This window comes from Stenotrophomonas sp. Ste96, assembly GCF_024519495.1.
Taxonomy (GTDB): Bacteria; Pseudomonadota; Gammaproteobacteria; order Xanthomonadales; family Xanthomonadaceae; genus Stenotrophomonas; species Stenotrophomonas bentonitica_A.
Map to the genome: position 1 here is coordinate 151,183 of NZ_JALJRX010000001.1, position 22,246 is coordinate 173,428.

Genomic DNA, 22,246 nt, shown 5'->3' on the forward strand with positions numbered 1-22,246 from the left:
GGCCGTGCGCGCGTAGAAAGGCGGTTGTGCCTTGCACGGCCGCCGTACACAGTGGCGCGACAGCCCCTGCGGAGAACGACATGCACAGGAAGGCCATGCTCCACCCGCGCCGTCAGGTCGCGTCCTTGTTGATCGTGGCGTCGCTGCTGACCGCCTGCAGCTCGGCGCCGCGGTCCACTGCGCCTGCACCGCCCCCTGCACCCGGCAGCGTCGTCGCGCCCGCGCCCGCGCCGGTGCCGGAACTGCGCCCCGGCGTGCCAGCGGGCTATCTGGGCCGGGCCCTGCCCGACAGCCTTGCCCTGCTGCCGCCGCCCCCGGCCAAGGGCTCGGCCGCCTTCGCGCAGGACCAGGCGATCCACCGCGCGGCGCAACAACTGCGTTCGAGCCCGCGCTATGCCCTGGCAACCACCGATTCGGACCTGCGCTTTCCGCAGGTCGCCAACACCTTCTCCTGCGCACTCGGGGTACCGGTCAGCCAGCAGGCGACGCCGACGCTGTACCTGCTGCTGCAGCGGACCCTGGTGGACGCCGGGCTGGCGACCTATGCGGCCAAGGATCACTACAAGCGGGTGCGGCCGTTCGTCTTCCACAAAGAAGGCACCTGCGCCCCGGCCGACGAGGCTGCGCTGCGCGGCGACGGCTCCTACCCGTCCGGACATACCGCGATCAGCTGGACCTGGGCACTGCTGCTGACCGAGCTCAACCCGGACCAGGCCGATGCGCTGCTCGCGCGCGGCCGTGCCTTTGGCGAGAACCGGCTGATCTGCAATGCGCACTGGCAGAGCGACGTGCTGGAAGGCCGTGCCATCGCCGCCGGTGCACTGGCCAAGCTGCACGCCAACGCCGACTTCAGCCGCGACATGGCAATGGCCCGCACGGAGATCCAGTCGCTTCGTGGCCACGGTGTGCAGCCCACGGGCTGTGAGGCCGAGAAGGCCGCGCTGGCCATCCGGATACCCGGGGTGCTGTAGGCCCCGACGAGGGCCACGCAGACGCGGCGACCGCAAGCCTTGCCAGCGTCACCTGGCCAGCCGCCTCGCATGGGCTGCACACGCCCGTCACGTAAGGCTTACGCCTGCAAAAAAGATGTCGTGGGACTGCATCCGCCCCGCCACTCCCGCCGTACCTGATGGTGCGTCACACCGGCGCATCCATTTGGGAGTTTGGTCATGAAGATCCAGTTCGCAGGCCTCGTACTGATCGGTTGTCTCGCTGCCACGTCTCCGCTCGTCTTCGCGCAGGCACCGGCCGCGCCCATGGCGGCACACAGCAATCCGATGGTGGGCGGCGCGGCGATGTATGCCAACAAGGACATCATCGACAACGCCGTCAATTCCAAGGACCACACCACCCTGGTGGCAGCGGTCAAAGCGGCAGGCCTGGTGGATACGCTGAAGGGCGCTGGCCCGTTCACCGTGTTCGCACCGACCAACGCGGCATTCTCGGCGCTGCCGAAGGGCACCGTGGAGGGGCTGCTCAAGCCCGAGAAGAAGGCAGACCTGACCCGGATCCTGACGTACCACGTGGTCCCGGGCGCGGTCACCAGCACCGACCTGATGGCCAGGATCAAACAGGGTGGCGGCAAGGCCAGCCTGACCACGGTTGAAGGCGAGGCACTGACGGCCCGCGTGGTCGGCAAGGGCATCACCGTGACCGACAGCAAGGGCCAGGTGGCCCATGTCACCATTGCCGACGTCAAGCAGAGCAATGGGGTGATCCACGTGATCGACAAGGTGCTGATGCCGTAACCGGACAAGGCGGCCGCAGTTCGCCTGCGGCCGCCCCGGGTGGCTGGAAGAGATGACCTGGCGCGGCGTCTTCAGAACGATGACGGGGGAGACATCACGCTGCGCGGACGGCGCGCCAGGTCAAGACGGTCCCTCACCGGCGCATGCGTGCGCCGGCGGGGTATGCGATTCAGCGCGATGCGACCTTGGCTGCTCAGCGTGGTAACGCTTTGCCGGACAGCTCGACGCGCCGGTTGGGCGCCAGGCATACGATCAACGCCTTGCGCTGCGCCTGCGCGCACTGAACGAGTGGATCGGCCTTGCCCCGCCCTTCGGCGATGATCGCGCCCGCCGGCACCCCGCCGGCAATCAGGGCATCGCGCACCGCCTCGGCGCGCCGCTGGGACAACACCAGGTTGTAGCGATCACTGCCGATCCGGTCCGTGTAGCCGATTACCTGGATGGTCTGCACCCGGCTGGCATCGCGGACCTGCTGCAGGAGGGTATCGACGTTGCGACGCCCTTCGGGTGTGAGCATGGCGCTGTCGAAGGCGAACATCGCATCGGCGGCCAGCCGCAGCGGTTCGCTCGGCATCGGCGCAGGCGCAGGTGCCGGCGGTGCCGGCGGACGCGGCGGATCAAGCACGGCCGCACAGGCCTGGGGCTTCCAGTGCGCCGCCTGGGCGATGCCCTTGCCGTCGAAGTCGACCTTGAACTGGCAGGTGAAGTAGTCGCCCCCCGGTGTACTGCGGAAGTTGAACAGGTAGTTCCATTCGTGCACGCCCCACATGCCCTCGCCGAAGTGCGGGGTGCCGAGCAGTGCATAGAGCTGACGTTTGCTCATGCCACGGGCGAACAGGCGCAGGTTGTCGACGTCCACGAACAGACCCTCCTTCAGCGTGGCTTTGCGGGGATCGGGAAAGTTCGTCGGCTCGGCGTCGGCGACGCTGTCCGGTGGCGTGGCGCGTTGCCCGCCGTGGCTGGCGCAGGCGCCCAGCAGCAGCGCTGCCAGGCTCAGGCCCAGCGAGCGCAGCAGCGGCAGTTGGGTAATGGATGTGGGCTGCATGGACATGGTGTTCCCCCTGTGTACGTTGTGTGCGGACCGATGGCCCGGTGCCGGTCGATGACCGGCACCGGACGCGGTCACCACTGGATGCCGGCACCTACCGCGACACCACCATCGCCGCGGCTGTTGGTCGAACCGCTGAACTTGTAGATCCAGCGGCCGCCCTCGGAGACCCCCGAGATGCCCACGGCCACGCCGGATTCACCGTTGAAGCTGCCTGCGGCCAGCGAAGCCATGCTGCGGCCGGCCTCATACGGCTGCGGCAGCGCCGCCACCGCCATCGCCGAGGCCACACCGGCCGAGGCACGGTTGTCGGTCTTCTGCAGATTGCGGTCGAACGAGTCCATGCGCTCGTCGGTATAGGCCTTGGACCAGTCCAGGGTCTGGGCCATGCCGCTGCGCAGCTGGTCCACGTTGACCGCGTCGGTCCCGGCGGTACCGGCGGCGACATTGCGCACCGTGGTCGGTCCGGTGGCGGTGCTGCCCAGGGTCACGCTGTTGAGGTTGGTGGTGCCGTTGACGTTGGAGTCGTAACGGATCGTGCCCTGCTGCGAGGCCTGCAGCTGGCGGACATTGACCGCGTCGGTGGCGTCGCTGCCGTCGGCGACGTTGGCGATCTGGCGCTCCGCCCCGCTGCTGCCCACCGAGACCGTGTTGGCGCGGTTGGCCACCGAGCCGGCACCCAGGGCGACACTGTTGCTGCCCTGCGCACTGGCCCCGTTGCCCAGCGCGGTGGCGTTGTCGCCCGCGGCAGCGGCGCCGGCACCACCGGCCACGGCGTTGTCGCCGGAGGCCGAGGGCGCAGCCAGGTTCTGCGAATTGTTGACCTGGAACATGCCGGAGGTACCGTTGTTGATGTTGTTGATCTGCGTATCCGTGTAGGCCTTGGACTCGTTGATCGCGTAGTTCACGCCGTTCTGCAGCTGGCCGACATTGACCGCGTCGTAGCGCTCGGAACCATCGGCCACATGGGTGACCTTGCGCTCGGCCCCGGTACTGCCGACGGCCACTTCGCCCACCGAACTGCTCGCCCCGGTCTGGCCGTAGGCACCGGTGTACCCCGCCTGTGCCCCCACGCTGGCGACCGAGCCGGCGCCGAGCGCAACGCTGTTGTCCGCACTGGCGCTGGCGCCGTCACCGATGGCCGCACTGCCGCTTCCGGCGGCGCTGGCCAGCGGCCCGATCGCGATGCTGTCGGCACCGCCCGCAGTGGCCGCGCCCTTGGTCGAGTTCACCTGCACGTACTGGCTGTTGCCACCCGGCTGGATCTGGTCGATGCGGGTGTTGAGGTTGGTCAGCGAGGCATCCACCGCCGAGAAGGCCACGGTGACATCGCTGTAATCGTTGGCGATGACACTGCCGTCGGTGGCGATGGAGGAGATGCGGAAGGTCGGTGCCGTCCAGATCCCGGTGTTGCCGTCGAAGTTGGTGGTGCCGCCGAAGTACCCCACCAGCGCATTGTTGGTCTGGAACAGCTGGTTGCCATTGACCGCATCCAGGCTGCCGGCCAGCACGCGACCCTCGGCCAGGTTGGTCAGTGCGACCGCCGCGCCACTGGCATCGCCGGCCAGGGTGATGGTGTTGGTGGCATTGCCGCTGGCATCGGCGTCGTACTTCACCGCCAGGCGGTCCACGGTGTCGGTCTGGTCGGCGACGTTGGCCAGCGAGGTGCTGACCGCATCGAAGGCACTGCCGACGTTGTCATAGCTGCCGGCGGTGACCTGGCCATCGCTGGCGACGTTGTTGATCGTGTAGGTCGGCGCGCTGACCATGCCGGTGCCGTCCAGCGCCGCCCCACCGCCGAGGTGGGTGGCCACGGCCTGGTTGGCGGCGAACAGTTGGGCCCCGTTTATTGCCTCGCTGCTGCCGGCCGTGACGCTGCCAGCGGCGAGGTTGCTCAGCGTGGTCGCACCGCCGCCGTTGCCCAGCGTGGCGCTGGCGTAGTTCACGCTGCCATCCGGGTTGAGGTCGTAACGCAGCGCGCCCTGTTCGGAGGCTTCCAGCTGGCCCAGATTGACGGCATCGGTGGCCTGGGTACCGGCCGCCACGTTCACCACCTGGCGCTCTGCGCCGGCTGCACCGACGGAGACCGTGTCCGCGCGGTCGGCCACCGCGCCGGCACCCACGGCGATGCTGTTGGCCGCCGTGGCCGAGGCCCCCATACCGACGGCGATGCTGTCCAGGCCGGCAGCGGCGGCCTCTGCACCGGTGGAATTGATCTTCAGGTAGCGGCTGCCGACCCCGTTGCGGATGTCGGTGATCTGCGTGTTGAGATTGACCAGCGAGCCATCGACGGCGGAGAAGGCGTCGCTGGCGTTGTCGTACACGCCCTGGGCCACTGCGCCGTCGCTGGAGATCGTGGAGATCTGGAAGCTCGGTGCGGTCCACGCACCGGTGGCGGGATCGAAGGCGGTGACGCCGCCGAAGTAGTCCACGATCGCACTGTTGGTGTCGAACAGCTGGGCGCCATTGACCGCCTCGGTGCTGGTCGCGTTCACCGCGCCATCGGCGAGGTTGGCAATGGTGCTGGTGCCGGTGCCGGCGCCCAGTGTGACGCGGCGGTAGTTGGCACCGCCTGCACCATCATCGTCGTAGGTCACCGCCAGCGTGCCGACCGCATCGATCTGCGAGATCGCGCCCTGCAGCTGGGCGACATTGACCGCATCGGTGGCGGCATTGCCGGCGGCCACGTTGCTGATCTGGCGCTCGCCACCGGCGAAGCCGACCGAGACTTCACCCGCCGATACCTGCGGCGCGCTCAGCCCGTAGGCACTGTAGCTGGCCTGCGCACCGCGGTTGGCGGCGGAGCGGTAGCCCAACGCAACGCTGTTGGCCTGGGTGGAGGTGGCCTCCGCACCGAGGATGGTCTGGCCGTTGGCCGTGCCCTTCGCACTGTCGCCGACGACCACCGAGTGGCCCATGCGCGCGGCGTAGTCGGCGGTCGGTACGCCGGTGGGGTCGGTCGGATCGTTGAGCCCGGCGCCCGGGAACGCGATGTTGGCGTCCTGCCGCGGCAGCTCATGGCGTGCGTTGGCGCCGATCACCACTTCCTTGGAGCCATTGGCAAACGCCCCATCGCCAACCAGCACCTGGTAATCCTGCGCGGCGTTGACCGCCCAGCAGTCCACGCTGGCCACCAGCAGGTTGAGGCACTTGTTCGACCATGCCGGCGACCCGTCCGGCAACACCAGGCCGAGCAGGCCATTGGGATCGCCGTTGTTGATGTTGTAGATGTAGCTGTCGGAGGTGACGCCGCCGATCAGGGTCAGGTGCGAGCTGCCCCCGGTGCTGGCGTTGCCCAGCCCATCGAGCAGCGTGCCGACCGGGCTCAGGTTGACCACCGGCAGGCCCAGCACGTTGGTGACCGAGTAGGTCTGCATCACGTTGGCGCTGCTGACCGCCAGGTTGCCATTGCGCACGTAGCCGTCGCCACCCAGCAGACCCTGCGCGGTGGGCCCGACCAGCTGCGAGAGCGAGCCGACCAGGCCACCGGTACCGATGATCAGGCCGGCGTTCGGATCGGCCGGGGCCGGTCCCTTCGGGCTGCCCGGCGGCAGCGACGTCGGTGCCGGGAACACGGTACCCAGTATCGGCGTGGTGACCGCGCCGACCGCACCGAGCACGGGCGTCGTGATCGCCCCCACCGTCGTGCCGACGCCATCAAGCAGGCCGCCGACCGCACCACCGACACCGTTCAACAACCCTCCCAGTGCGTTGCCCAGCCCGTTCGGTGCCAGCGCCATCGAACTGGTCTGCACGGCGCTGACGCCGGCATCGACCAGCTTGGGATTGCGATCGGCCGCATCGACCACGTGGCCCAGTGCATCCACGCGCACACCACCGGCGACATTGCTGGCCAGCGACGCCTGGACCGCATCCGGGGCATCAGGCGTGACCGTGGCCTCGGCGATCAATGCCGCCTTGGCCTGCACCTCGGCGGCCGCAAGGCGCGCCTGGGCAGCCGCATCGACCTTGGTTTCCAGCGCCGCCTTGAGCGGGGCCGGCGCAGCCGCAACGGCCATGTTCGCTGCCGCGTTTGCATCGGCCCTCACGGCCAACCTGCCCTCAGTGGCGGCAGTCAGTCGCGCATCCGCCTTGACCGGCACCTGCACCGCTGCTGCCGACGGTGCCAGCGTGGCCACGGCGTCGACGGCGGCGTGTGCATTCAGTGCTGCTCCGTTGCCGGTGCCGCCTGCAAGACCCAGGTCGGCCAACGCCGCCACCTGTGCGGTTGGCGCGGCGATGCGCCGGGGCAGCTCCGCACTCAACTGTGCGGCGGTCTGCACCTGCAGTGCCGGCCGACCGTGGGCCGCCTGTGCACCCAGGTTGAGGTTGACGTTGGCATCCACGCTCAACAGTGGCGTGGTGCCACGATCACGTGCGGCCGCCGCCAGCGCCACTTCTGCATCGAGCTTCACCGGCAACGGCGCGGTGTACTTGGCGGCCAGTGCCTGCAGGTCGGTGAGTGTCTGGTTCTCGCCTGCCCATGCACTGCCCGTGCACAGCGCCAGCGACAGACCCAGCGAGAGCACCGACATCGGCACCTTCAGGTGCACCACCACCGGTCCGGCGGCCAGGCTGCCGCGCGCAGTGGCGATTTCGGACACGACCACCAGGGCATTCAGCCGGTGGCTCCACACCAATCGAAAGATACGGTTCATCAGGTATTCCCCCGTGTACGGACGCGTTGAACATCACCGGTGCCTGACGGCACGTGGATGTCATTACAGTCGAGGGGTCAAACCGCGAGCACTTCATTCCGGCAGCGCAAGCGTGCGTTCCGGCAAGAAGACGGGGAAAACCGGCAGCGGCATGGACAATTTCGGCAGCTTGCCGAATATGTGCAGGGCAGACGGACGGATCGCGTTTCCGGTCAGGCCGGACTGCCCATCTGCGCCGGTGCGCGCATCAGCGTATCGCGGGGGAGCTCGCCGAATACCCGGCGATAATTATCGGCAAACCGCGACAGGTCCCATAGCCCGCAACTCAATGCGATCGCCTTGACCGACTTGCGGCTGGCATCGGCCATCGACAGGCCGCGGCATGCCGCGCAAAGGCGCAGCATCGAGAGATAACGGTTGGGCGAAGTACCGAACAGGTCTTCGAAGGCATACCGCAACGCGCGCTCGCTGACCCCGGCCGCGTCACAGATTTCATTCATATAGATATAACGACGCAGATTGAGCCGCATGAAATTCTCGGCGCGCTGGGCGATCAGATAATGCGTGCGCCGGCCCCGGCTGCAGGTGGGATGGTCATCGCTGCCCGCGCCCAGCAGCGCCTGGATATGGTCGTGCAGCAAGGTGTCCACGGCGTCCGCCGGCAGCGCCGCGCCCTGTCCAAGAAGTGTCTGCTGGACCTCACCGTAGCGTTGCACCAGTCGCGCTGCGTTGCTGCCCGCGCCGGCCTGGAACAGGGAAAGGGCCTGGCCCGAGGGCAAGGTGCTGCGCAGGCTCAGCTCGGTCAGCTTGCGCTGCACGCGCTGCATCGGCGCAAGCAGCAACGTCAGGTGGGTGCCGGCGCTGAGCGTGAACTCGCTGATGCCCTCCGGCAGCACGGTCAACGCCATCCCGGCGGCCAGCGGCATGCCATGGCACCAGCTGACGTTCTCATCGGTGGCGTGGATCAAGCCGAGCAGGCACCAGTCCTGGGGCAGCATGAAACGACCGCGGAAATGAAACCCGCTCACCGCGGTGCAGAACAATGCCTCGTCGTGCACCTGCGATTCGATCGCGGCACGCGGGCCGTTGCCATCGAGCAGCACCATCTCCAGATCGCACACGCGCAGCACACCGCTGAGCGAGGCCAGGTCGAATGCCCGCAGCCCGCTGTCGATCTGGTCTTCCGCCACACCATCTACCATGACAGTGATGCCCCCTTTGGCCTGGTTACCCGGTGCCTGCGCCGCATGGCCACCGGGTGCGCACTCCTGCGTTTGCTGCTGCGCATTCTGTTACGGCCAACCCGCCGTGGCGATGCCCGCCAGCCCGCCCAACCCATCGTTCGTGACTGCAGCTAAATCGTTCACTGATCGCAGCTAGATCATTCAGCCGATGCGGCAGCGATTGTCGGCGAAGCTTTCGATGCGCATTTTTGGCAAGTATGCCCGAACTGGACGCCAGGTAAACAGAATCATAATCGCCGTCACAAATGTGTCCGGATCCGTTGAAACCCAACGTTCAAGCGCGCTGGGATACTGTCAATTAATTGACATCACGTCGCCCTCACATAATCTCTACCCGCGCTTCACTTTGCCGCCATTACATCAGGCTCATGCACGGCGGTCTTGCAGTGCGAAGTTTCTAAAGTTGAAACCGCACCTGCCGATTTTGTGTATTGGATCCCACGTGATTCGTCGAGCATCGTATTCAGGACGCGCGGCGATACCGACGCGGCGATTGAAAGACAAGGGGAACGCCATGGACAGCAATCTTCGTACGCACTGCCCTCATTGCCGATGCCGCGTTTCGGCGGCAATGACCGCACTGTCCAGCGCGATCCGCCTCCAATGACGTCGCCGGGCTTGGCCCGGTCGATAGCGCAGGCCTGCAAGGGCCGCACCGCGCAGGACGCGCGGTCGGGATGGAGGTCCTGGCGGAGCCAGGCAACACCATCGGTACCAGGGGCTGTATCCGCCCGTTCGGGCTCTGATTGGGAAATGGAGAAACCGTCATGAATGCATCCGTTCGCAAGTTCCTCGTGGAAGAAGATGGCGTGACCGCGCTCGAGTACGGCCTGCTGGCTGCCGTGATCGCGGGCATCCTGGTGGCGGTGGGTAAAGACCAGATCACCGGATTCTTCGAGAATCTGTTCACCAAGCTGGGTGAAGTGGTCGACGACGCAACCGCAGCGGCGGCCTGATCGACTGTCGTTGACTGCCTGCGCTGTCGCCCGGCTCTCCCCGCGGCGACGGCATGGCACGCAAGTGCGTCGTACGATCGATTCGGGGGACATAACGCATATGGAACTCCTTCCCCTGGTGGCATTGCTGCTGGGCGTACAGGTCGCCATCCATGACCTGTACGCCCGACGGGTGTCCAATCGCGGGTTGCTGTTGGCCACGGGCGTGGCGCTGGTCGCGCTGGCGTGGCAGTGGTGGATGGCCGACCGCGGATTTCCGGGCACGCACCTGCTCGGCTTCGTACTGGGATTGCTGTCGCTGCTGCCGTTCTATGCCATCGGCTGGATGGGTGCCGGTGATGTGAAGTATTTCGCCGTGCTCGGCCTGCTGCTTGGCGCGGCTCCATTGCTTCCGATCTGGATCATCGCCAGCCTGCTCGCCGGTGCACATGCCACATGCGTGATCGTCGCGCGGCGCATCGCGCCTGCGTTGTCCCATTCCGGTCCGCGCCCCGAGACGGACAATGCGGTCTCGCGCCGCCTGCAGCCGGTGATCGCGCAGTGGCGGCAGGCGCGCCAGGGCCGGGTCGGCATTCCCTATGCGGCCTACCTGGCCTTCGCCAGTATGTGGTGGGTCCTGCAACAGCCATCCGGAGGTGCCGCATGAGCATCACCGCCGGCCACCTCGGCCGCCCGACGCGCCAACACGGCATCGCGACCCTCGAATTCGCGCTCATGCTGCTGTTCGGCCTGTTGCCGCTGCTGCTGGTCACCTATTCGGGCGTGATGATCATGGCCGCGCAGCAGACGCTGTCGGCAGCGTCTGCGGAAGGCGCACGCGCTGCGTTCCGCCATGCCACGCCAACCGAACGCCGTACCGCCGCCTGCGTGGCCGCGCGACGCTCCATGCAGTGGCTGCTCACGTACGCCAGGCAGACGCCCGATTGCGCTGCGGCTGGCGCGCCCCCGATCACCGTCTCCACGCCCGCGCCCTGCGCCGACCTGCCGGCCGCGCAATGCATCCGCGTGGAGGTGAGCTACGACTACCGCGCCCACCCCTTCCTGCCCGGCACGGGGCGCGTGTACGGCTGGGTAATGCCAAGGGCGCTGCGCAGCACCGCGGTCGCCCAACTCGACCTCGGCGGCAACTGATGACCCTCCGGAGAACCGCATGCTCAAGTTGACCCGCATCGCCGCGATCCTGTTGATCGGCCTGGCGGTGATCCTGGCCATTGTCGCCTTCGGCGTGAGCCGCCGCGCCAGCGAGGCGCCGCCGGGCACGCCGGCGACCGCCACTGCTCCCGCACAACCTGCCACCTGGCCGGTGGTCGAGGCGGCCGGCGCCTTGCCGGCCGGGCGACCGATCACGGCCGAGGACCTGCGCATCGCCGGCCATCCGCAACGCCCGGTGGGCGCCTACACCTCGATCAACGCACTGGTCGGCGCGGTACCGACCCAGGATATCCCGGCCGGCACCCAGATCCAGACCGCGCAGATCGCACAGGGCTTTTCGCTGCGCCTGAATCCCGGCGAGCGCGCACTCGCGGTGCCGGTGGACGAACTGGTGGCTGCAGGCAATCGCATCCAGCCGGGCGATTTCGTCGATGTGTTCCTCAACCTGCGCGCGTCGGGCGGGCTGCGTGACGACGGTGACGCGCAGACACGGCTGCTGTTGTCGCGGCTGCGCGTGCTCAGTTATGGCGCCGATGATCTGCAGAGCGTGGCCAGCGTGCCCGCCGATGGCAGCGCGCCTGCGCCCGCCGACAGCCGCGCACAGGACATCACTGGCGCAAACGCGTCGGCCGGCGCATCACGCAATGATGGAACCACGCCACCGGCACGCAGCGCGGTGCTGGCGGTGCCGGTCGCCGAGGCGAACCGGCTGCTGCTCGGCGCCCAACAGGGAAAGCTGTTCCTGGCGTTGCGCAACCCGGCCGACATCGCGCTGCCGGACCAGGCCTTGTTCCCGACGCCCGGCCGCGTGCTCAGCCCGCGCCGCGAGCTGTCCGCCGAGGAGCGCCTCGCCCTGCAGCGCCCGGAAAACGATGCCTACGCCGGCATCGACACCGACGCCCTTGCCGGACGCGGGCGCAGTTCCACCGCGGCACTGCCCGTTCCCGGCAGCGCACCGCGGCGTGCGGCACCGCGCCCGGACCGCGGGATTGAAATCATCCGTGGCGACATTTCCTCCCACAGCGGGTCGCGTTAAGCCCATGCCGAGACAGCCCATGACCGAACGCCCCACCCTCACGCGCCGCCTTTGCCACGCCCTGCCACGCTGCCTGCTGGCTGGCGTGCTGATCGGCAGCCCGTCGCGGGCCAGTGCCGACGCAGAGCTGGTACTGCAGACGCGTGAGCAGCGACCGTGGTCGTTGCCGGCCAACCTGGAACGGGTCGCCATCGCCGACCCCAGCGTGGCCGACGTGGTGATGCTGCGTGGCCGCGAGGCACTGCTGGTCGGCAAGGCACCCGGCAACACGACGCTGCTGCTGTGGCGCAACGGCAATCGCGAGCCGGAACGGCTGCAGGTGGAGGTGCGCAGTGCCGTGCAGGGTGCGTTGACCGCCCAGGGCGGTGGCACCGGGCTGGTCGTGCAGGACGGCCAGGGCCTGCTGCAGGGCCTGAGCCCTTCGTTGCTGGACCACCAGAACAGTGTCAAGGCCGCGGCGATGGCCGTGGGCAAAGAGGGCCAGCTGGCCGATATCTCCACCATCGCCACGGGTGGCGTGGTCCAGGTCGAGGTGAAGATCGTCGAGTTCAACAAGTCGGTGCTACGCCAGATCGGCATGAGCTTCGGCAACAAGAACTTCAACCGCAACAACGGCTTCTATTACGGCATCACGCGCCCCGGCGCGACCCTGCCCGGCGTGCTGCCGGCGGGCGAATCGGCGGGCCCCGACGACGTCATCATCACCAACCCGCTGTCGTCGGCCTTCGGGCTGGTGTTCAAATCCCTCACCCATGGCTGGGACGCCAACATCGACCTGCTGCAGAGCAACGGCATGGCCCGCGTCCTGGCCGAACCCACTCTCGTTGCGTTGTCCGGACAGAGCGCCAGCTTCCTGGCCGGCGGTGAGCTGCCGATCCTGGAACCACAGGGGCTGGGCACCACGACGGTCACCTTCAAGCCGTTCGGCATTGGCCTGACCGTCACCCCCACCGTGCTCGGCCCGAACCGCATCGCACTCAAGGTGGCGCCGGAAGCGAGCGACCTGAACTACGCCGCCGGCATCACCTACAACGATGTGCAGGTGCCGTCGATCACCACCCGCCGCGCCGACACCACGGTCGAGCTGGGTGACGGGGAAACCTTCGTGATCGGCGGGCTGGTCAGCAACAACGTCAGCTCCAACGTGGACAAGGTGCCCCTGCTCGGCGATCTGCCGATCATCGGGTCGTTCTTCCGCACCCTCAATTACAAGAAGGAAGAAAAGGAGCTGGTCATCATCGTCACCCCGCGGCTGGTGCAGCCGTTGGCCCAGGGCACCGAGGTGCCGCTGCCGGGCCAGCGCGAGGCATCGCCGAACCTGCCGGTCTGGGGCGCCTGGCTGTTGAGCCCGGCATCGTCGGACCAACTGCCCGGATTCTCGCGCTGAGCCCAATGCCAGGAACCTTCCCGCCATGTCCGCCACCCTGCAGCTGGTCCAACCACGGGATGCTTCAATGAAGCTCGTGCTGTTTGCGCCGGACCGCGAACTGGCCACCCTGCTGTCGGCCTTGTTGCCGTCGCTGGGCACGGTGCAGTGGCTGGACAGCGCAGCGCCGGCCTCGGCGCTGGAACCGCTGCGCGACACCGGCTGCGTGGTGCTGCTGGACTACCGGCATGAGAACGCCGCCTTCTCCGCGGCCCTGACCCGGCAGCTGCAGGCCCAGGCCCCGGAGCTGCCGCTGGTGGCGATCGGCTCCACCCACGCCGATCACATGGACGGCGTGGTCGCCGCGTTGCGCGCCGGCCTGCGCGATCTGCTCGACCTGGACAGCGCACCACAGGACATGGAAGCAGTGCTCCGTCGCGCTGCCGCGCTCGCCGCGCAGGGCCGCAGCAGCGTTGCGGTGGCGCCGCCGGCGCGCGCACGCATGGTGCTGCTGCTGGGCGTCCGCCCCGGCGTGGGCAGCAGTACCCTGGCCGCGCATCTGGGCGTCCTCGCCGGCCAGACCGCGCTGTCCAACCCGTCAGCGGCCGGCGATGCGGCACCGGCCGATGCCGGTACGCTGCTGCTGGACCTGGGCCAACCCACCGGCGACCTGTCGCTCTACCTCAACGTCGACCCCACCTTCCATTTCGACGATGCGCTGCGCAATGCCGCCCGCATCGATGCCACGCTGGCGCGCACCGCGATGGCCCACCATCCAGCCGGCGTCACCCTGCTCGGCCAGCCACCCGGCATGGAAGGCACCGCATTGCCCGACCCTGGCATGTTGATGCAGCGCCTGCGCAGCGTCTTCCACACCGTCCTGTGCGACCTGGGCGGCGTGCCGCTGCGCCAATTGCCGGTGTCCCTGCTCAACAGTGCCGACGAACTCTGGCTGATCGCCGATCAGTCCATAGGCACCCTGGTCTCGCTGGACCAGATGCTTCGCCACCTGGCCCAGGTGGGCGCGCGCGATGCCCGGCTGCAGCTGATCATCAACCGCCATGACGATACCAGCGGCTTGAGCCCGGCGCAGATCGCGGCACGCTTCGAACTGCCCCTGTTGGCAGTGCTGCCCGATCGGCCCACACTGCGTTCCAGTGCCAGCCATGGCCGCCTGCTGCTGCAGGACGCGCCGCGTGATCCGTATGTGCGTGCCCTTGCCCCGCTGTTGTCGCACCTGGATCCGACGGCCCCCGCGCCGGCCAGGGGCTGGCGGGAACACCTCGCCCTTCGCCTGAGTGGTTCCCCATGGAAGACAAAGTGACTCCGTTTCCGTCCACCACCGCCCGCGCCGAACCCGGTGCCGACGCCGAGCACGGCGTGCAGCCGTTCGAGCAGACCGAGCAGTACCAGAAGGTGCTGATCGCCGCGCACGAGCACCTGCTCAACAGCATCGAGGACGAGCGCATCGATATCGACGCGTGGGCACCGGACACCGTGTCGCGCTACGTGCACGCGCAGACCGCCGGCTTCGTGCACGAGTGGCGGATTCCGATCAACGAGGCCGAGAAGGACATCGTCGCCACTGCACTGGTGAAAGAGCTGACCGGCTTCGGCCCTCTTGACGATCTGCTGCATGACCCGGAGATCGAGGACATCCTGATCAACGGCTACAAGGACATCCACGTCTCCCAGGGCGGCATGCTCAAGCGGGCGCCGCAGCGCTTCAGCGATGACAGCCACCTGCTGCGCATCCTGCGCCGGATCCTGGCGCCGCTTGGCCGCCGCCTGGATGAATCCAACCCGATGGTGGATGCGCGGCTGCCCAACGGCGGGCGCCTCAACGCCATCATCTCGCCGTTGGCCGTGGATGGGCCGATGGTCTCGATCCGGAAGTTCCGCAAGGATCCGTTCACCCCGGACGAGCTGCTGCGCATGGGCACGTTCGATCGGCCGATGCAGGCGCTGCTGCATGCGATGGTGCTGGGCCGCTGCAACATCCTGGTCTCCGGCGGCACCAGCTCGGGCAAGACCTCGCTGCTCAATGCCCTGGCCAACTACATTCCCGCCAACGAGCGCGTGATCACCGTCGAAGACACCGCCGAGCTCTCGCTCAACCACCCGCATGTCGTGCGTCTGGAAAGCCGTATCGGCGGTGCGGACGGCAACGGCGCGATCAGCATCCGCGACCTGGTCCGCAACAGCCTGCGCATGCGCCCGGACCGCATCGTGGTTGGCGAAGTACGTGGCGCCGAAGTGCTGGAAATGCTGCAGGCGATGAACACCGGCCATGACGGCTCGATGGCCACCATCCACGCCAACTCGCCGCGCGATTGCCTGTACCGCATCGAGATGCTGGCGGGTTTTGCCGGGTTCCAGGGCAGCGAAGACAGCCTGCGCCGGCAGATCGCCAGCGCCATCGACTTCATCGTGCAGATCTCGCGGCTGGGCAGCGGCCGTCGCGTGCTGGTCTCGATGACGGAAATCACCGGCGTCACCGACAACATGATCGCCACCCAGGAGATGTTCCGCCACGAGGTGCAGATCGATGGCGACGGCAAGGAGTACGACCGCTGGGTCGGGCTCGGCTTCCAGCCCCATTCGCACAAGCTCGAACCGTTCCGGCGGCAGCTGCGCGAAGCACTGGGCGGAGGCTTCTGAGGATGGCCTTCGTCCTGCTCCTGTGCAGTGCGGCGCTGATACTGGTGGCGCTGGCCGTAGAGCTGTGGGGCGGCGCGGCCGCGCGCGAGCAGCGCCGGCTGTCACTGCAGCACGCCGAACAGCGGCTGGCGCGACCGGACGCCGCCCCGCGCCTGGCCGGCATCAGCGACGCCCCGCCCCCGCCGATGCCGGTCACCAGTGCCCCCGCCGGCCTGCCCTGGGACGCGCTGATGCGGCGCGCCGCGCTTCCCACCGGCTGGCGGGTGCCACTGATGATCATCGCCGCTGCGGCACTGCTGGCCTGGATCGCCACTGCGCGGCTTGGCACGGTGTGGGCCGCGCCGATCGTACTGGTGCTCAGTGCGCTGGCGGCCTGGTTCTGGGTATCACGGCGGATCACCCGGCTGCAGGCCAAGCTGCTGCGCCAACTGCCGGACTTCCTCGACAATCTGGTGCGCCTGGCCGGCCTCGGCAACAGCTTGCAGATGGCCTTCCAGACCTCGGCCGCGCAGATGCCGATGCCGCTGCGGGGCCTGCTCGACGCCACTGTGTCCTATACCCGCAGCGGCCTGGACCTGGACCGCGCCCTGGCACAGGCCGCCCAGCCCTATCGGCTGGAAGCCCTGAACGTGCTGTCGGTGGTGCTCGGCGTGAGTGTCCGCATCGGCGGCCGCGCCGACCAGATCCTGCAGCGCATGGCCGACTTCATGCGCGACCTGGACCAGGCGCAGCAGGAGCTGATGGCCACCACCTCCGAGACCCGCATGTCGGCCTGGGTGCTCGGCCTGCTGCCGCCGATCAGCGCGGTGCTGATGGCGATCACCAGTCCGGACTTCTTCCAGCCGATCATCCAGGAGCCGCTCGGCCACAAGCTGCTGCTGTGGGCGCTGGGGCTGGAACTGATCGGTGGCTTCCTGCTGTACCGGCTGGCCAAGTCGATATGAGCGCCCGCCCTTCTTCCACCGGGAGTCCGCATGAGCAGTAACGGCTGGTGGATCGCTACGTTGTTGGTCCTCGCCGCCGGCGTGGGCCTGCTCGGGCTACGCGGCTGGGTGCTGAGCGGGCGCGAGCAACGCCACCAGGACGCCCTGCAGGCCGCCCTGCGGCCGCGCGATGCCGCCGGCGCCCCTGCCCCGGCCCAGCAGCCGCCGGTCAGCCTGCGCCAGCGCTGGCTCGCTGCGGTCGCCGCGCTCGGCCAGCGTTTCAACGGCGGCCGCATCGAAGCCGCCCTGCTGGCACCGGAAGACCGGTTGCTGCTCGACCAGGCCGGCTGGAACACCAACGCCGGCACCGCGATCTTCCTTGCCCTTCGGCTGCTGATCGCCGTGGCCACGCTGGTCCTGGTGCTGGCCTTCAACCACAGCACCGGCTTCAGCCGCGCGATGGTGATCTTCGGCGCGCTGGCCTTCGGCATCCTGTTGCCGAAGTTCGCCCTGCGTGCGTGGGCGATGCGCCTGCGCAAGCAGGTCTCGGCGGAATTGCCGCTGCTGATCGACCTGCTGCGCCTGCTGCAGGGCGTCGGCTTCAGCATGGACCAGAGCCTGCAGACCCTGGGCGACAAACTGCGCAACGCGATCCCGGTCCTCGGCCGCGAGATCCACCAGGCCAACATCGCCTACATGCACGGGCGCAGCCGCGAGCAGTCGCTGCGCCGGCTGGGCGAGTCGTTCGACGACGAAGACCTGCGCAGCCTGGTGCAGCTGATCCTGCAGGTCCACGCACATGGCGGAGCGGTGCAGGAGCCGCTGCGCCAGTTCAGCATCCGCCTGCGCGAACAGCGCCGTTCCACCCTCAAGGAGAAGGTCGGCAAGCTCTCGGTAAAGATGACCGTGGTGATGATGTTGACGTTGTTGCCGGCGCTGATGCTGGTGCTGGCCGGCCCGGCCATCATCGCCCTCGCCTCCGCCCTGACCAAACTGGATTGAACGCCATGCACCACGCCGTGCTTTCCCGCCTTTGCCTGCTGCTCGCCGCAACTGCCCTCTGCGCGGCCTGTTCGAACGTGCGCAACGGTTACCGACAGGATCCGATGGCACTGGCCTCGCCCGAGGTGGCCCCGCAGGACGACAAACAGCTTTACCTCGAGCTGATCTCCAAGATGCAGCAGCAGGGCGCGTACTACGCCTCGCTGGCGCACGTGGAGGCGTATCGCCAACGCTATGGCGACAGTCCCCAACTGCGCCTGTTGAATGCCGATGCACTGCGCGAAACCGGCCAGCGCGAGGCGGCACTGGCCATGTACGGCAGCCTGACCAGCGGCCCGCAGGCGGCCGCGGCGTGGCACGGACTCGGCCTGATCGCCGCCCGCGATGGCGACGCGGCACGTGCCGAGCAGGCATTGGCGAAGGCCGTGCAGTTGCAGCCGTTGAACACCGGCTACCTCGGCGATCTGGGCTTCGCCCGGTTGCGCGCCGGCGACTGGACCCGCGCGCAGGAGCCGCTGGCCAAGGCCGCCGAACTATCGCCCGGCAGTGCCAAGGCCAACGCCAACCTGGCGGTCTGGGCGCTGCTGCGCGGCCAGAACGACATGGCCGACACCATCATGCGCAACGCGCGCCTGACCGACAGCGCGCAGGCCGAAGTCCGCCGGCTGGCGGACCAGCTGCGCCAGCAGGCGGCGCCGGCGCCGTCGGTGCAGCGTGCACCCGCCAGCGTCGCCACGGCGGCCGCCGCGCCCGGCAGCGGCGCCACGCCTGCACCACGCGCCGCTGCCGGGCGCCCGGCGCAGCGCAGGGTCGCCATCGATACCGATCACCGCACGCGTGCCGATGCGCGCTTGGCGCCGTCGATGCTCGAACGCTTCAGCACGCCCACTCCTGCCAGCGAGACCACGCCATGAATCAGTTGCGTCGCCTGCCCGTTACGTTCCTGCACGCTGGCCTGCCGTGGCTGCTGATGGTGGCAGCGCTGCCCGCGATGGCGCAGCAGGCACCGCTCACCGGGCAGATGCTTGGCGGACAGCAGGCCCCGCCGGTCGCCACCGCGACGCTGCCGGCGCCAGAGACCCCGGCGCTTGTGCCGACCTACGTCGATCGCGCGCCGGCTTACACCGACGCCGCGCCCGGGCGCTACATGCCTCCCGCACCCGCGCCGCGCAGCGAGATAGGCCAGACCACCCGTGATCTGCTGCGGATGCAGGCCCAGGGAACCCACGCGGGGGCGCGCCTGCCGATCCTGGGTGACCAGGCCGCGGCCAGCTATGCGCGCTACCTCAAGAGCTTCGAGCACGAGATTCCCGAGTTCCTCAAGACCAGTGTGAAAAAGGACGTAGGCGGTTCCAACGACGGAGGTTGATGCCATGCACCAGTCCAGCGTTCGTGCGCCCCGGCCGTTCCGGCGGCGGCTGCGCGGCGGGATGTCGGTCACCATGATGCTGGTCCTGCTCGGTCTGGTCGGGATGCTCGGCCTGGTGGAAGTGGGCTATCTGTACTGGGCCAAGCGCGATGCGCAGAAGGTGGTCGACCTGGCCGCCGTCGCCGGTGCGCAGCGCCTGGACCTGTGCCGCGCGGACCTCAAGGACAACGGGGCTGCCCGCAGCAATGCAGAGCGGGACAACGGCTTTTCCGGCGCCCTGGTGATCCACTGCGGCAACTGGAACCCTGCACGCGGCGCGGGGGATCATTTCAGCGTGACGCCCGACGCGGCCAACCCGCTCAATGCGGTCAAAGTGGTCGCCACCCGTTCGGTGGTGCCGTTCTTCGGCCAGAACACGCGCCTGCCCACGATCCGTGCGCAGGCGGTGGCCACGCGTGCGCCGCCGATCGCGGTGTTCTCGGTGGGCTCGCAGTTGCTGCGGGTCAATGGCAATACGCCGCTGGGCAACGTGCTCGACCTGGTGGGCGTCAACCTGGACCGCACCACCCTGCTTGGCTATGACGGCCTGGCCCAGGCGAAGGTCACCCCGGGCGGCCTGCTGCAGGCGCTGGGCATTCCGGTCCAGGCCAACATCGGTATCGCCGAGTTCAACGCCCTGCTGGCCGCCAACCGGGTCTCGCTTGGCCAGCTGCTCGATGCCACGGCCACGGTGCTCACCAACAGCGGCGTCACCCATGTGGATCTGACGGCACTGCGCAATGCGCTCGCGGCAAAGGTCGATCTGAACCAGCTCAACGTGCAGCTCGGCAGCACCGACAGCACCGGCGGGTTGTTCGCACGCATCGTCGCGCCCGAAGGCCCCGCTTCGCCAGCGCTGCAGGCCGACATCAGCGCGTTGGACCTGATCACCACCAGCATCAGCATCGCCAGCGGTGGCAACGGCGTGGCGGTCAACAACCTCAACATCCTGGGCCTGGTGCAGACCCGCGCGGCGATCATCGAACCGCCCTCGATCGCGATCGGCGGCGTCGGCACCCGTGCCTACAACGCGCAGGTGCGGCTCAAGATCAACATCGATACCGGCGGGCTGGCGCTGCTCGGCCCCGTGCTGAGCGGGCTGGGGATCCGCCTCAACCTGCCGATCTATGCCGATGTGACCAACGCGATGGGCACACTGGACGCGCTCAACTGCGGCGCGACCCCGCCAACGGCCACGGTGCGGGTGCAGTCCTCGCTGCTGCGCGCCTGCGTCGGCCGCGTGGCCGCCGCCAACGAATTTTCGCAGCGCAATGTGTGCGATGCCGGGCTGCAGAACGAGCAGTTGCTGACCCTGCTGGGCGCACCGCTGGTCACCGACAAGATTTCCCTCAATGCGCTGACCCGCGATGAGAGCGTCACCCTTGCGGCCGGAGAGACCGCCTCCACTTACTTCAACCAGGCCCAGGTCGGCACAGCCATCTCCGGCCTGGTGAGCGAACTGCTGCGCGTGCTGAGCAACGTGGTCACCCCGGGCAAGCAGGGCAGCACCGATGCCGCCACCGCCAATCGTTTGGCGGATCAGTATCTGAAGGCCGCCAATCCGGGCAACGTTTTCTACGACGCCGAGAAGACCATTGCCCTGCTGCGACACGGTGACCCGGCACGCGGCATCGGCGCCCTCGGCGACTGGGACGTCGTGGGCGGCGTACCGCACGCGTGTGGCGCGCTGAATCTTGGCACCTGTTTTGAAACCGGCTCGGTCTGGGACGGCTACAACGCCACCGTTACCGGAAAGGGAATGGGCGGGCTCAGTGGCCTGCTCGGCTCCCTGCTCGGTGGGCTGGTGATCAACCGCTGCAACAGCCTGCTCAGTACCCTGCTCAACTACAACAACTGCGTCAAATCCAATCTGGCCTCTTACCTGCAGACCCGGCCGGGCGGCCTGGAGGACCTCGCCGGCGGAACCGGAGTCACCGACCCGGGCACTGACCAGGTCCGCTGCAGCGGCCTGCTGTGCCTGGCGCTGACCCCGGTGCTGGAAACCCTCAAGCCGCTGCTCAACGGCGTCGGCACCCTGCTCTCGCAGACGCTGGCCCAGGTGCTCGGGCTGGAGCTGGGGCGGACCGACGTGCACATGCAGTCCATCCAGTGCACCCCGGCACAGTTGGTTTATTGACGCTGCGGCAAAGTGCAGGCCACGCGATTGTGCGTGCTAGACTCCGGCGGGGACTTTACTTCACTGATAATCCACTCGTGGATGGCCTGAATATGCGAGAGAGAAAAGGGGTTGGTTCCATCGTCGCGCACGCGCTGACCGGTGGGATTGTGTTGCTGCTGTCGTTGAGCGTCATTCCGCAGGCCCTGGCCGCGCGCGCGCCGCGTGCCGAGCCGGCCGTGGAGACCGCCGTTCGCCCGGCGCCGGTGGTCCGCAATACCGTGGACGAACTGCGCCAGCTGGTCGACTCCAAGCAGCTCACCGAGCTGCGCACCACCTATAACGGCAGTTACGGTGCCAGCCTGCTGTTCAATACCAGCACGCTGAATTACTACGTGGCGCTGTTCCACGAGAAGGACTTCTGGCGCGTGATCAAGACCGATTCGGTCGACAACGCCGAGAAGGTCTACCGCACCTTCGTCGAACAGACCGAACAGCTGGCCCAGGTGTATATCGATACCACCCGCCTGCAGGCCGGCAAGCGCTATACCGAAAACCTGGTCGCCTACAACGAAGAGCGGCTGCGCAGCCTGCAGCAGGAAGCCGATCTCCAGCGCCAGCAGTCGCTGCAGGTCAGCGCCTCGCTGGAACAGGCCAAGCAGCAGGCGGTCAGCCTGAGCACCGACCTGCGCAGCAGCCACAGCGAACTGGACGCGCTCAACCAGCGCATCCAGATGCTGCAGGCCCAGCAGCTGAACCCGGCGCTGTCGCTGCCGTCAGCCGAGTCGGCCACGCCGGCACCGGCGCCGCAGGGCAACCCCGGCAACCCGTAACGGCATCGCGCGCCCTGCCCCGGCAGGGCACGTCACGGACGGCGCCGATGGCGCCGTCTTTCATTCCGGTGCAGTACCCTTGGTGGCACAGACGT

The 22,246-nt window shown here is 68.1% G+C and carries 18 protein-coding genes; 15 read left to right on the forward strand and 3 right to left on the reverse strand.

Annotated elements, in window-relative coordinates; all coding sequences use genetic code 11:
* Positions 1–95: 95 nt before the first annotated feature.
* The gene (locus OC373_RS00695; RefSeq protein ID WP_261996784.1) at positions 96–971 is read left to right on the forward strand and encodes a phosphatase PAP2 family protein; all 876 of its coding nucleotides are present in this window, start codon (positions 96–98) and stop codon (positions 969–971) included.
* A 198-nt stretch (positions 972–1,169) separates the two neighbouring features.
* Entirely contained in the window at positions 1,170–1,748 is a 579-nt protein-coding gene (locus tag OC373_RS00700; RefSeq protein ID WP_019184689.1) for a fasciclin domain-containing protein, read from the forward strand.
* Positions 1,749–1,941: 193 nt separating this feature from the next.
* Here the strand turns inward: OC373_RS00700 and OC373_RS00705 are convergent, their stop codons facing one another.
* The 3 genes from OC373_RS00705 to OC373_RS00715 all read right to left on the reverse strand — a co-directional run bounded on the left by OC373_RS00705 (position 1,942) and on the right by OC373_RS00715 (position 8,656).
* Positions 1,942–2,793 carry an OmpA family protein gene (locus tag OC373_RS00705; protein ID WP_070427405.1) on the reverse strand — a complete coding sequence of 284 codons (852 nt, stop codon included), beginning with the start codon at positions 2,791–2,793 and terminating at the stop codon, positions 1,942–1,944.
* Positions 2,794–2,870: 77 nt separating this feature from the next.
* Positions 2,871–7,454, reverse strand: a complete 4,584-nt coding sequence (locus OC373_RS00710; RefSeq protein WP_261996785.1) for a YadA-like family protein — start codon at positions 7,452–7,454, stop codon at positions 2,871–2,873.
* Between the two features lie 212 nt (positions 7,455–7,666).
* Positions 7,667–8,656 carry a helix-turn-helix domain-containing protein gene (locus tag OC373_RS00715; RefSeq protein ID WP_070425284.1) on the reverse strand — a complete coding sequence of 330 codons (990 nt, stop codon included), beginning with the start codon at positions 8,654–8,656 and terminating at the stop codon, positions 7,667–7,669.
* An 809-nt stretch (positions 8,657–9,465) separates the two neighbouring features.
* Here OC373_RS00715 and OC373_RS00720 point away from each other — a divergent pair.
* The 13 genes from OC373_RS00720 (at position 9,466) to OC373_RS00780 (ending at position 22,151) form a co-directional block, all read left to right on the forward strand.
* Positions 9,466–9,654, forward strand: coding sequence for a Flp family type IVb pilin (locus tag OC373_RS00720; RefSeq protein WP_019184693.1), 189 nt, complete (start codon positions 9,466–9,468; stop codon positions 9,652–9,654).
* A 100-nt stretch (positions 9,655–9,754) separates the two neighbouring features.
* Positions 9,755–10,300 carry an A24 family peptidase gene (locus OC373_RS00725; protein WP_070425285.1) on the forward strand — a complete coding sequence of 182 codons (546 nt, stop codon included), beginning with the start codon at positions 9,755–9,757 and terminating at the stop codon, positions 10,298–10,300.
* Positions 10,297–10,785 (forward strand): pilus assembly protein, encoded by a 489-nt coding sequence (locus tag OC373_RS00730; protein ID WP_261996787.1) that lies wholly within the window; start codon positions 10,297–10,299, stop codon positions 10,783–10,785. The genes OC373_RS00725 and OC373_RS00730 overlap by 4 nt, the downstream gene beginning before the upstream one ends.
* 19 nt (positions 10,786–10,804) lie before the next feature.
* On the forward strand, positions 10,805–11,842 hold the full coding sequence (gene cpaB / locus OC373_RS00735; RefSeq protein WP_261996788.1) for a Flp pilus assembly protein CpaB: 1,038 nt from the start codon (positions 10,805–10,807) through the stop codon (positions 11,840–11,842).
* Between the two features lie 19 nt (positions 11,843–11,861).
* Positions 11,862–13,229 (forward strand): type II and III secretion system protein family protein, encoded by a 1,368-nt coding sequence (locus OC373_RS00740; RefSeq protein WP_261996789.1) that lies wholly within the window; start codon positions 11,862–11,864, stop codon positions 13,227–13,229.
* A 67-nt stretch (positions 13,230–13,296) separates the two neighbouring features.
* Entirely contained in the window at positions 13,297–14,532 is a 1,236-nt protein-coding gene (locus OC373_RS00745; RefSeq protein ID WP_261996790.1) for a fimbrial protein, read from the forward strand.
* Positions 14,517–15,869: a CpaF family protein gene (locus OC373_RS00750; RefSeq protein WP_261996791.1), complete on the forward strand. Its 1,353-nt coding sequence runs from the start codon at positions 14,517–14,519 to the stop codon at positions 15,867–15,869. The genes OC373_RS00745 and OC373_RS00750 overlap by 16 nt, the downstream gene beginning before the upstream one ends.
* Positions 15,870–15,871: 2 nt before the next feature.
* Complete coding sequence (locus OC373_RS00755) at positions 15,872–16,813, forward strand: type II secretion system F family protein (RefSeq protein WP_261996792.1); 942 nt, start codon at positions 15,872–15,874, stop codon at positions 16,811–16,813.
* A 30-nt stretch (positions 16,814–16,843) separates the two neighbouring features.
* Entirely contained in the window at positions 16,844–17,794 is a 951-nt protein-coding gene (locus OC373_RS00760) for a type II secretion system F family protein (RefSeq protein WP_261996793.1), read from the forward strand.
* A 5-nt stretch (positions 17,795–17,799) separates the two neighbouring features.
* Positions 17,800–18,708: a Flp pilus assembly protein TadD gene (locus tag OC373_RS00765; protein WP_261996794.1), complete on the forward strand. Its 909-nt coding sequence runs from the start codon at positions 17,800–17,802 to the stop codon at positions 18,706–18,708.
* On the forward strand, positions 18,705–19,163 hold the full coding sequence (locus OC373_RS00770) for a DUF3613 domain-containing protein (protein ID WP_261996795.1): 459 nt from the start codon (positions 18,705–18,707) through the stop codon (positions 19,161–19,163). Before OC373_RS00765 ends, OC373_RS00770 begins: the two co-directional genes overlap by 4 nt.
* 4 nt (positions 19,164–19,167) lie before the next feature.
* Positions 19,168–21,339, forward strand: a complete 2,172-nt coding sequence (locus OC373_RS00775) for a TadG family pilus assembly protein (RefSeq protein WP_261996796.1) — start codon at positions 19,168–19,170, stop codon at positions 21,337–21,339.
* Positions 21,340–21,431: 92 nt separating this feature from the next.
* Positions 21,432–22,151, forward strand: a complete 720-nt coding sequence (locus OC373_RS00780) for a DUF2968 domain-containing protein (protein WP_026070082.1) — start codon at positions 21,432–21,434, stop codon at positions 22,149–22,151.
* Positions 22,152–22,246 lie beyond the last annotated feature (95 nt).

Excerpts from the sequence above, each read along its gene's own strand:
- OC373_RS00695 (WP_261996784.1), top strand. The coding sequence starts at position 96 with ATGCTCCACCCGCGCCGTCAGGTCGCGTCCTTGTTGATCGTGGCGTCG.
- OC373_RS00700 (WP_019184689.1), top strand. The coding sequence starts at position 1,170 with ATGAAGATCCAGTTCGCAGGCCTCGTACTGATCGGTTGTCTCGCTGCC.
- OC373_RS00705 (WP_070427405.1), bottom strand. The coding sequence starts at position 2,793 with ATGCAGCCCACATCCATTACCCAACTGCCGCTGCTGCGCTCGCTGGGC.
- OC373_RS00710 (WP_261996785.1), bottom strand. The coding sequence starts at position 7,454 with ATGAACCGTATCTTTCGATTGGTGTGGAGCCACCGGCTGAATGCCCTG.
- OC373_RS00715 (WP_070425284.1), bottom strand. The coding sequence starts at position 8,656 with ATGGTAGATGGTGTGGCGGAAGACCAGATCGACAGCGGGCTGCGGGCA.
- OC373_RS00720 (WP_019184693.1), top strand. The coding sequence starts at position 9,466 with ATGAATGCATCCGTTCGCAAGTTCCTCGTGGAAGAAGATGGCGTGACC.
- OC373_RS00725 (WP_070425285.1), top strand. The coding sequence starts at position 9,755 with ATGGAACTCCTTCCCCTGGTGGCATTGCTGCTGGGCGTACAGGTCGCC.
- OC373_RS00730 (WP_261996787.1), top strand. The coding sequence starts at position 10,297 with ATGAGCATCACCGCCGGCCACCTCGGCCGCCCGACGCGCCAACACGGC.
- cpaB (WP_261996788.1), top strand. The coding sequence starts at position 10,805 with ATGCTCAAGTTGACCCGCATCGCCGCGATCCTGTTGATCGGCCTGGCG.
- OC373_RS00740 (WP_261996789.1), top strand. The coding sequence starts at position 11,862 with ATGACCGAACGCCCCACCCTCACGCGCCGCCTTTGCCACGCCCTGCCA.
- OC373_RS00745 (WP_261996790.1), top strand. The coding sequence starts at position 13,297 with ATGAAGCTCGTGCTGTTTGCGCCGGACCGCGAACTGGCCACCCTGCTG.
- OC373_RS00750 (WP_261996791.1), top strand. The coding sequence starts at position 14,517 with ATGGAAGACAAAGTGACTCCGTTTCCGTCCACCACCGCCCGCGCCGAA.
- OC373_RS00755 (WP_261996792.1), top strand. The coding sequence starts at position 15,872 with ATGGCCTTCGTCCTGCTCCTGTGCAGTGCGGCGCTGATACTGGTGGCG.
- OC373_RS00760 (WP_261996793.1), top strand. The coding sequence starts at position 16,844 with ATGAGCAGTAACGGCTGGTGGATCGCTACGTTGTTGGTCCTCGCCGCC.
- OC373_RS00765 (WP_261996794.1), top strand. The coding sequence starts at position 17,800 with ATGCACCACGCCGTGCTTTCCCGCCTTTGCCTGCTGCTCGCCGCAACT.
- OC373_RS00770 (WP_261996795.1), top strand. The coding sequence starts at position 18,705 with ATGAATCAGTTGCGTCGCCTGCCCGTTACGTTCCTGCACGCTGGCCTG.
- OC373_RS00775 (WP_261996796.1), top strand. The coding sequence starts at position 19,168 with ATGCACCAGTCCAGCGTTCGTGCGCCCCGGCCGTTCCGGCGGCGGCTG.
- OC373_RS00780 (WP_026070082.1), top strand. The coding sequence starts at position 21,432 with ATGCGAGAGAGAAAAGGGGTTGGTTCCATCGTCGCGCACGCGCTGACC.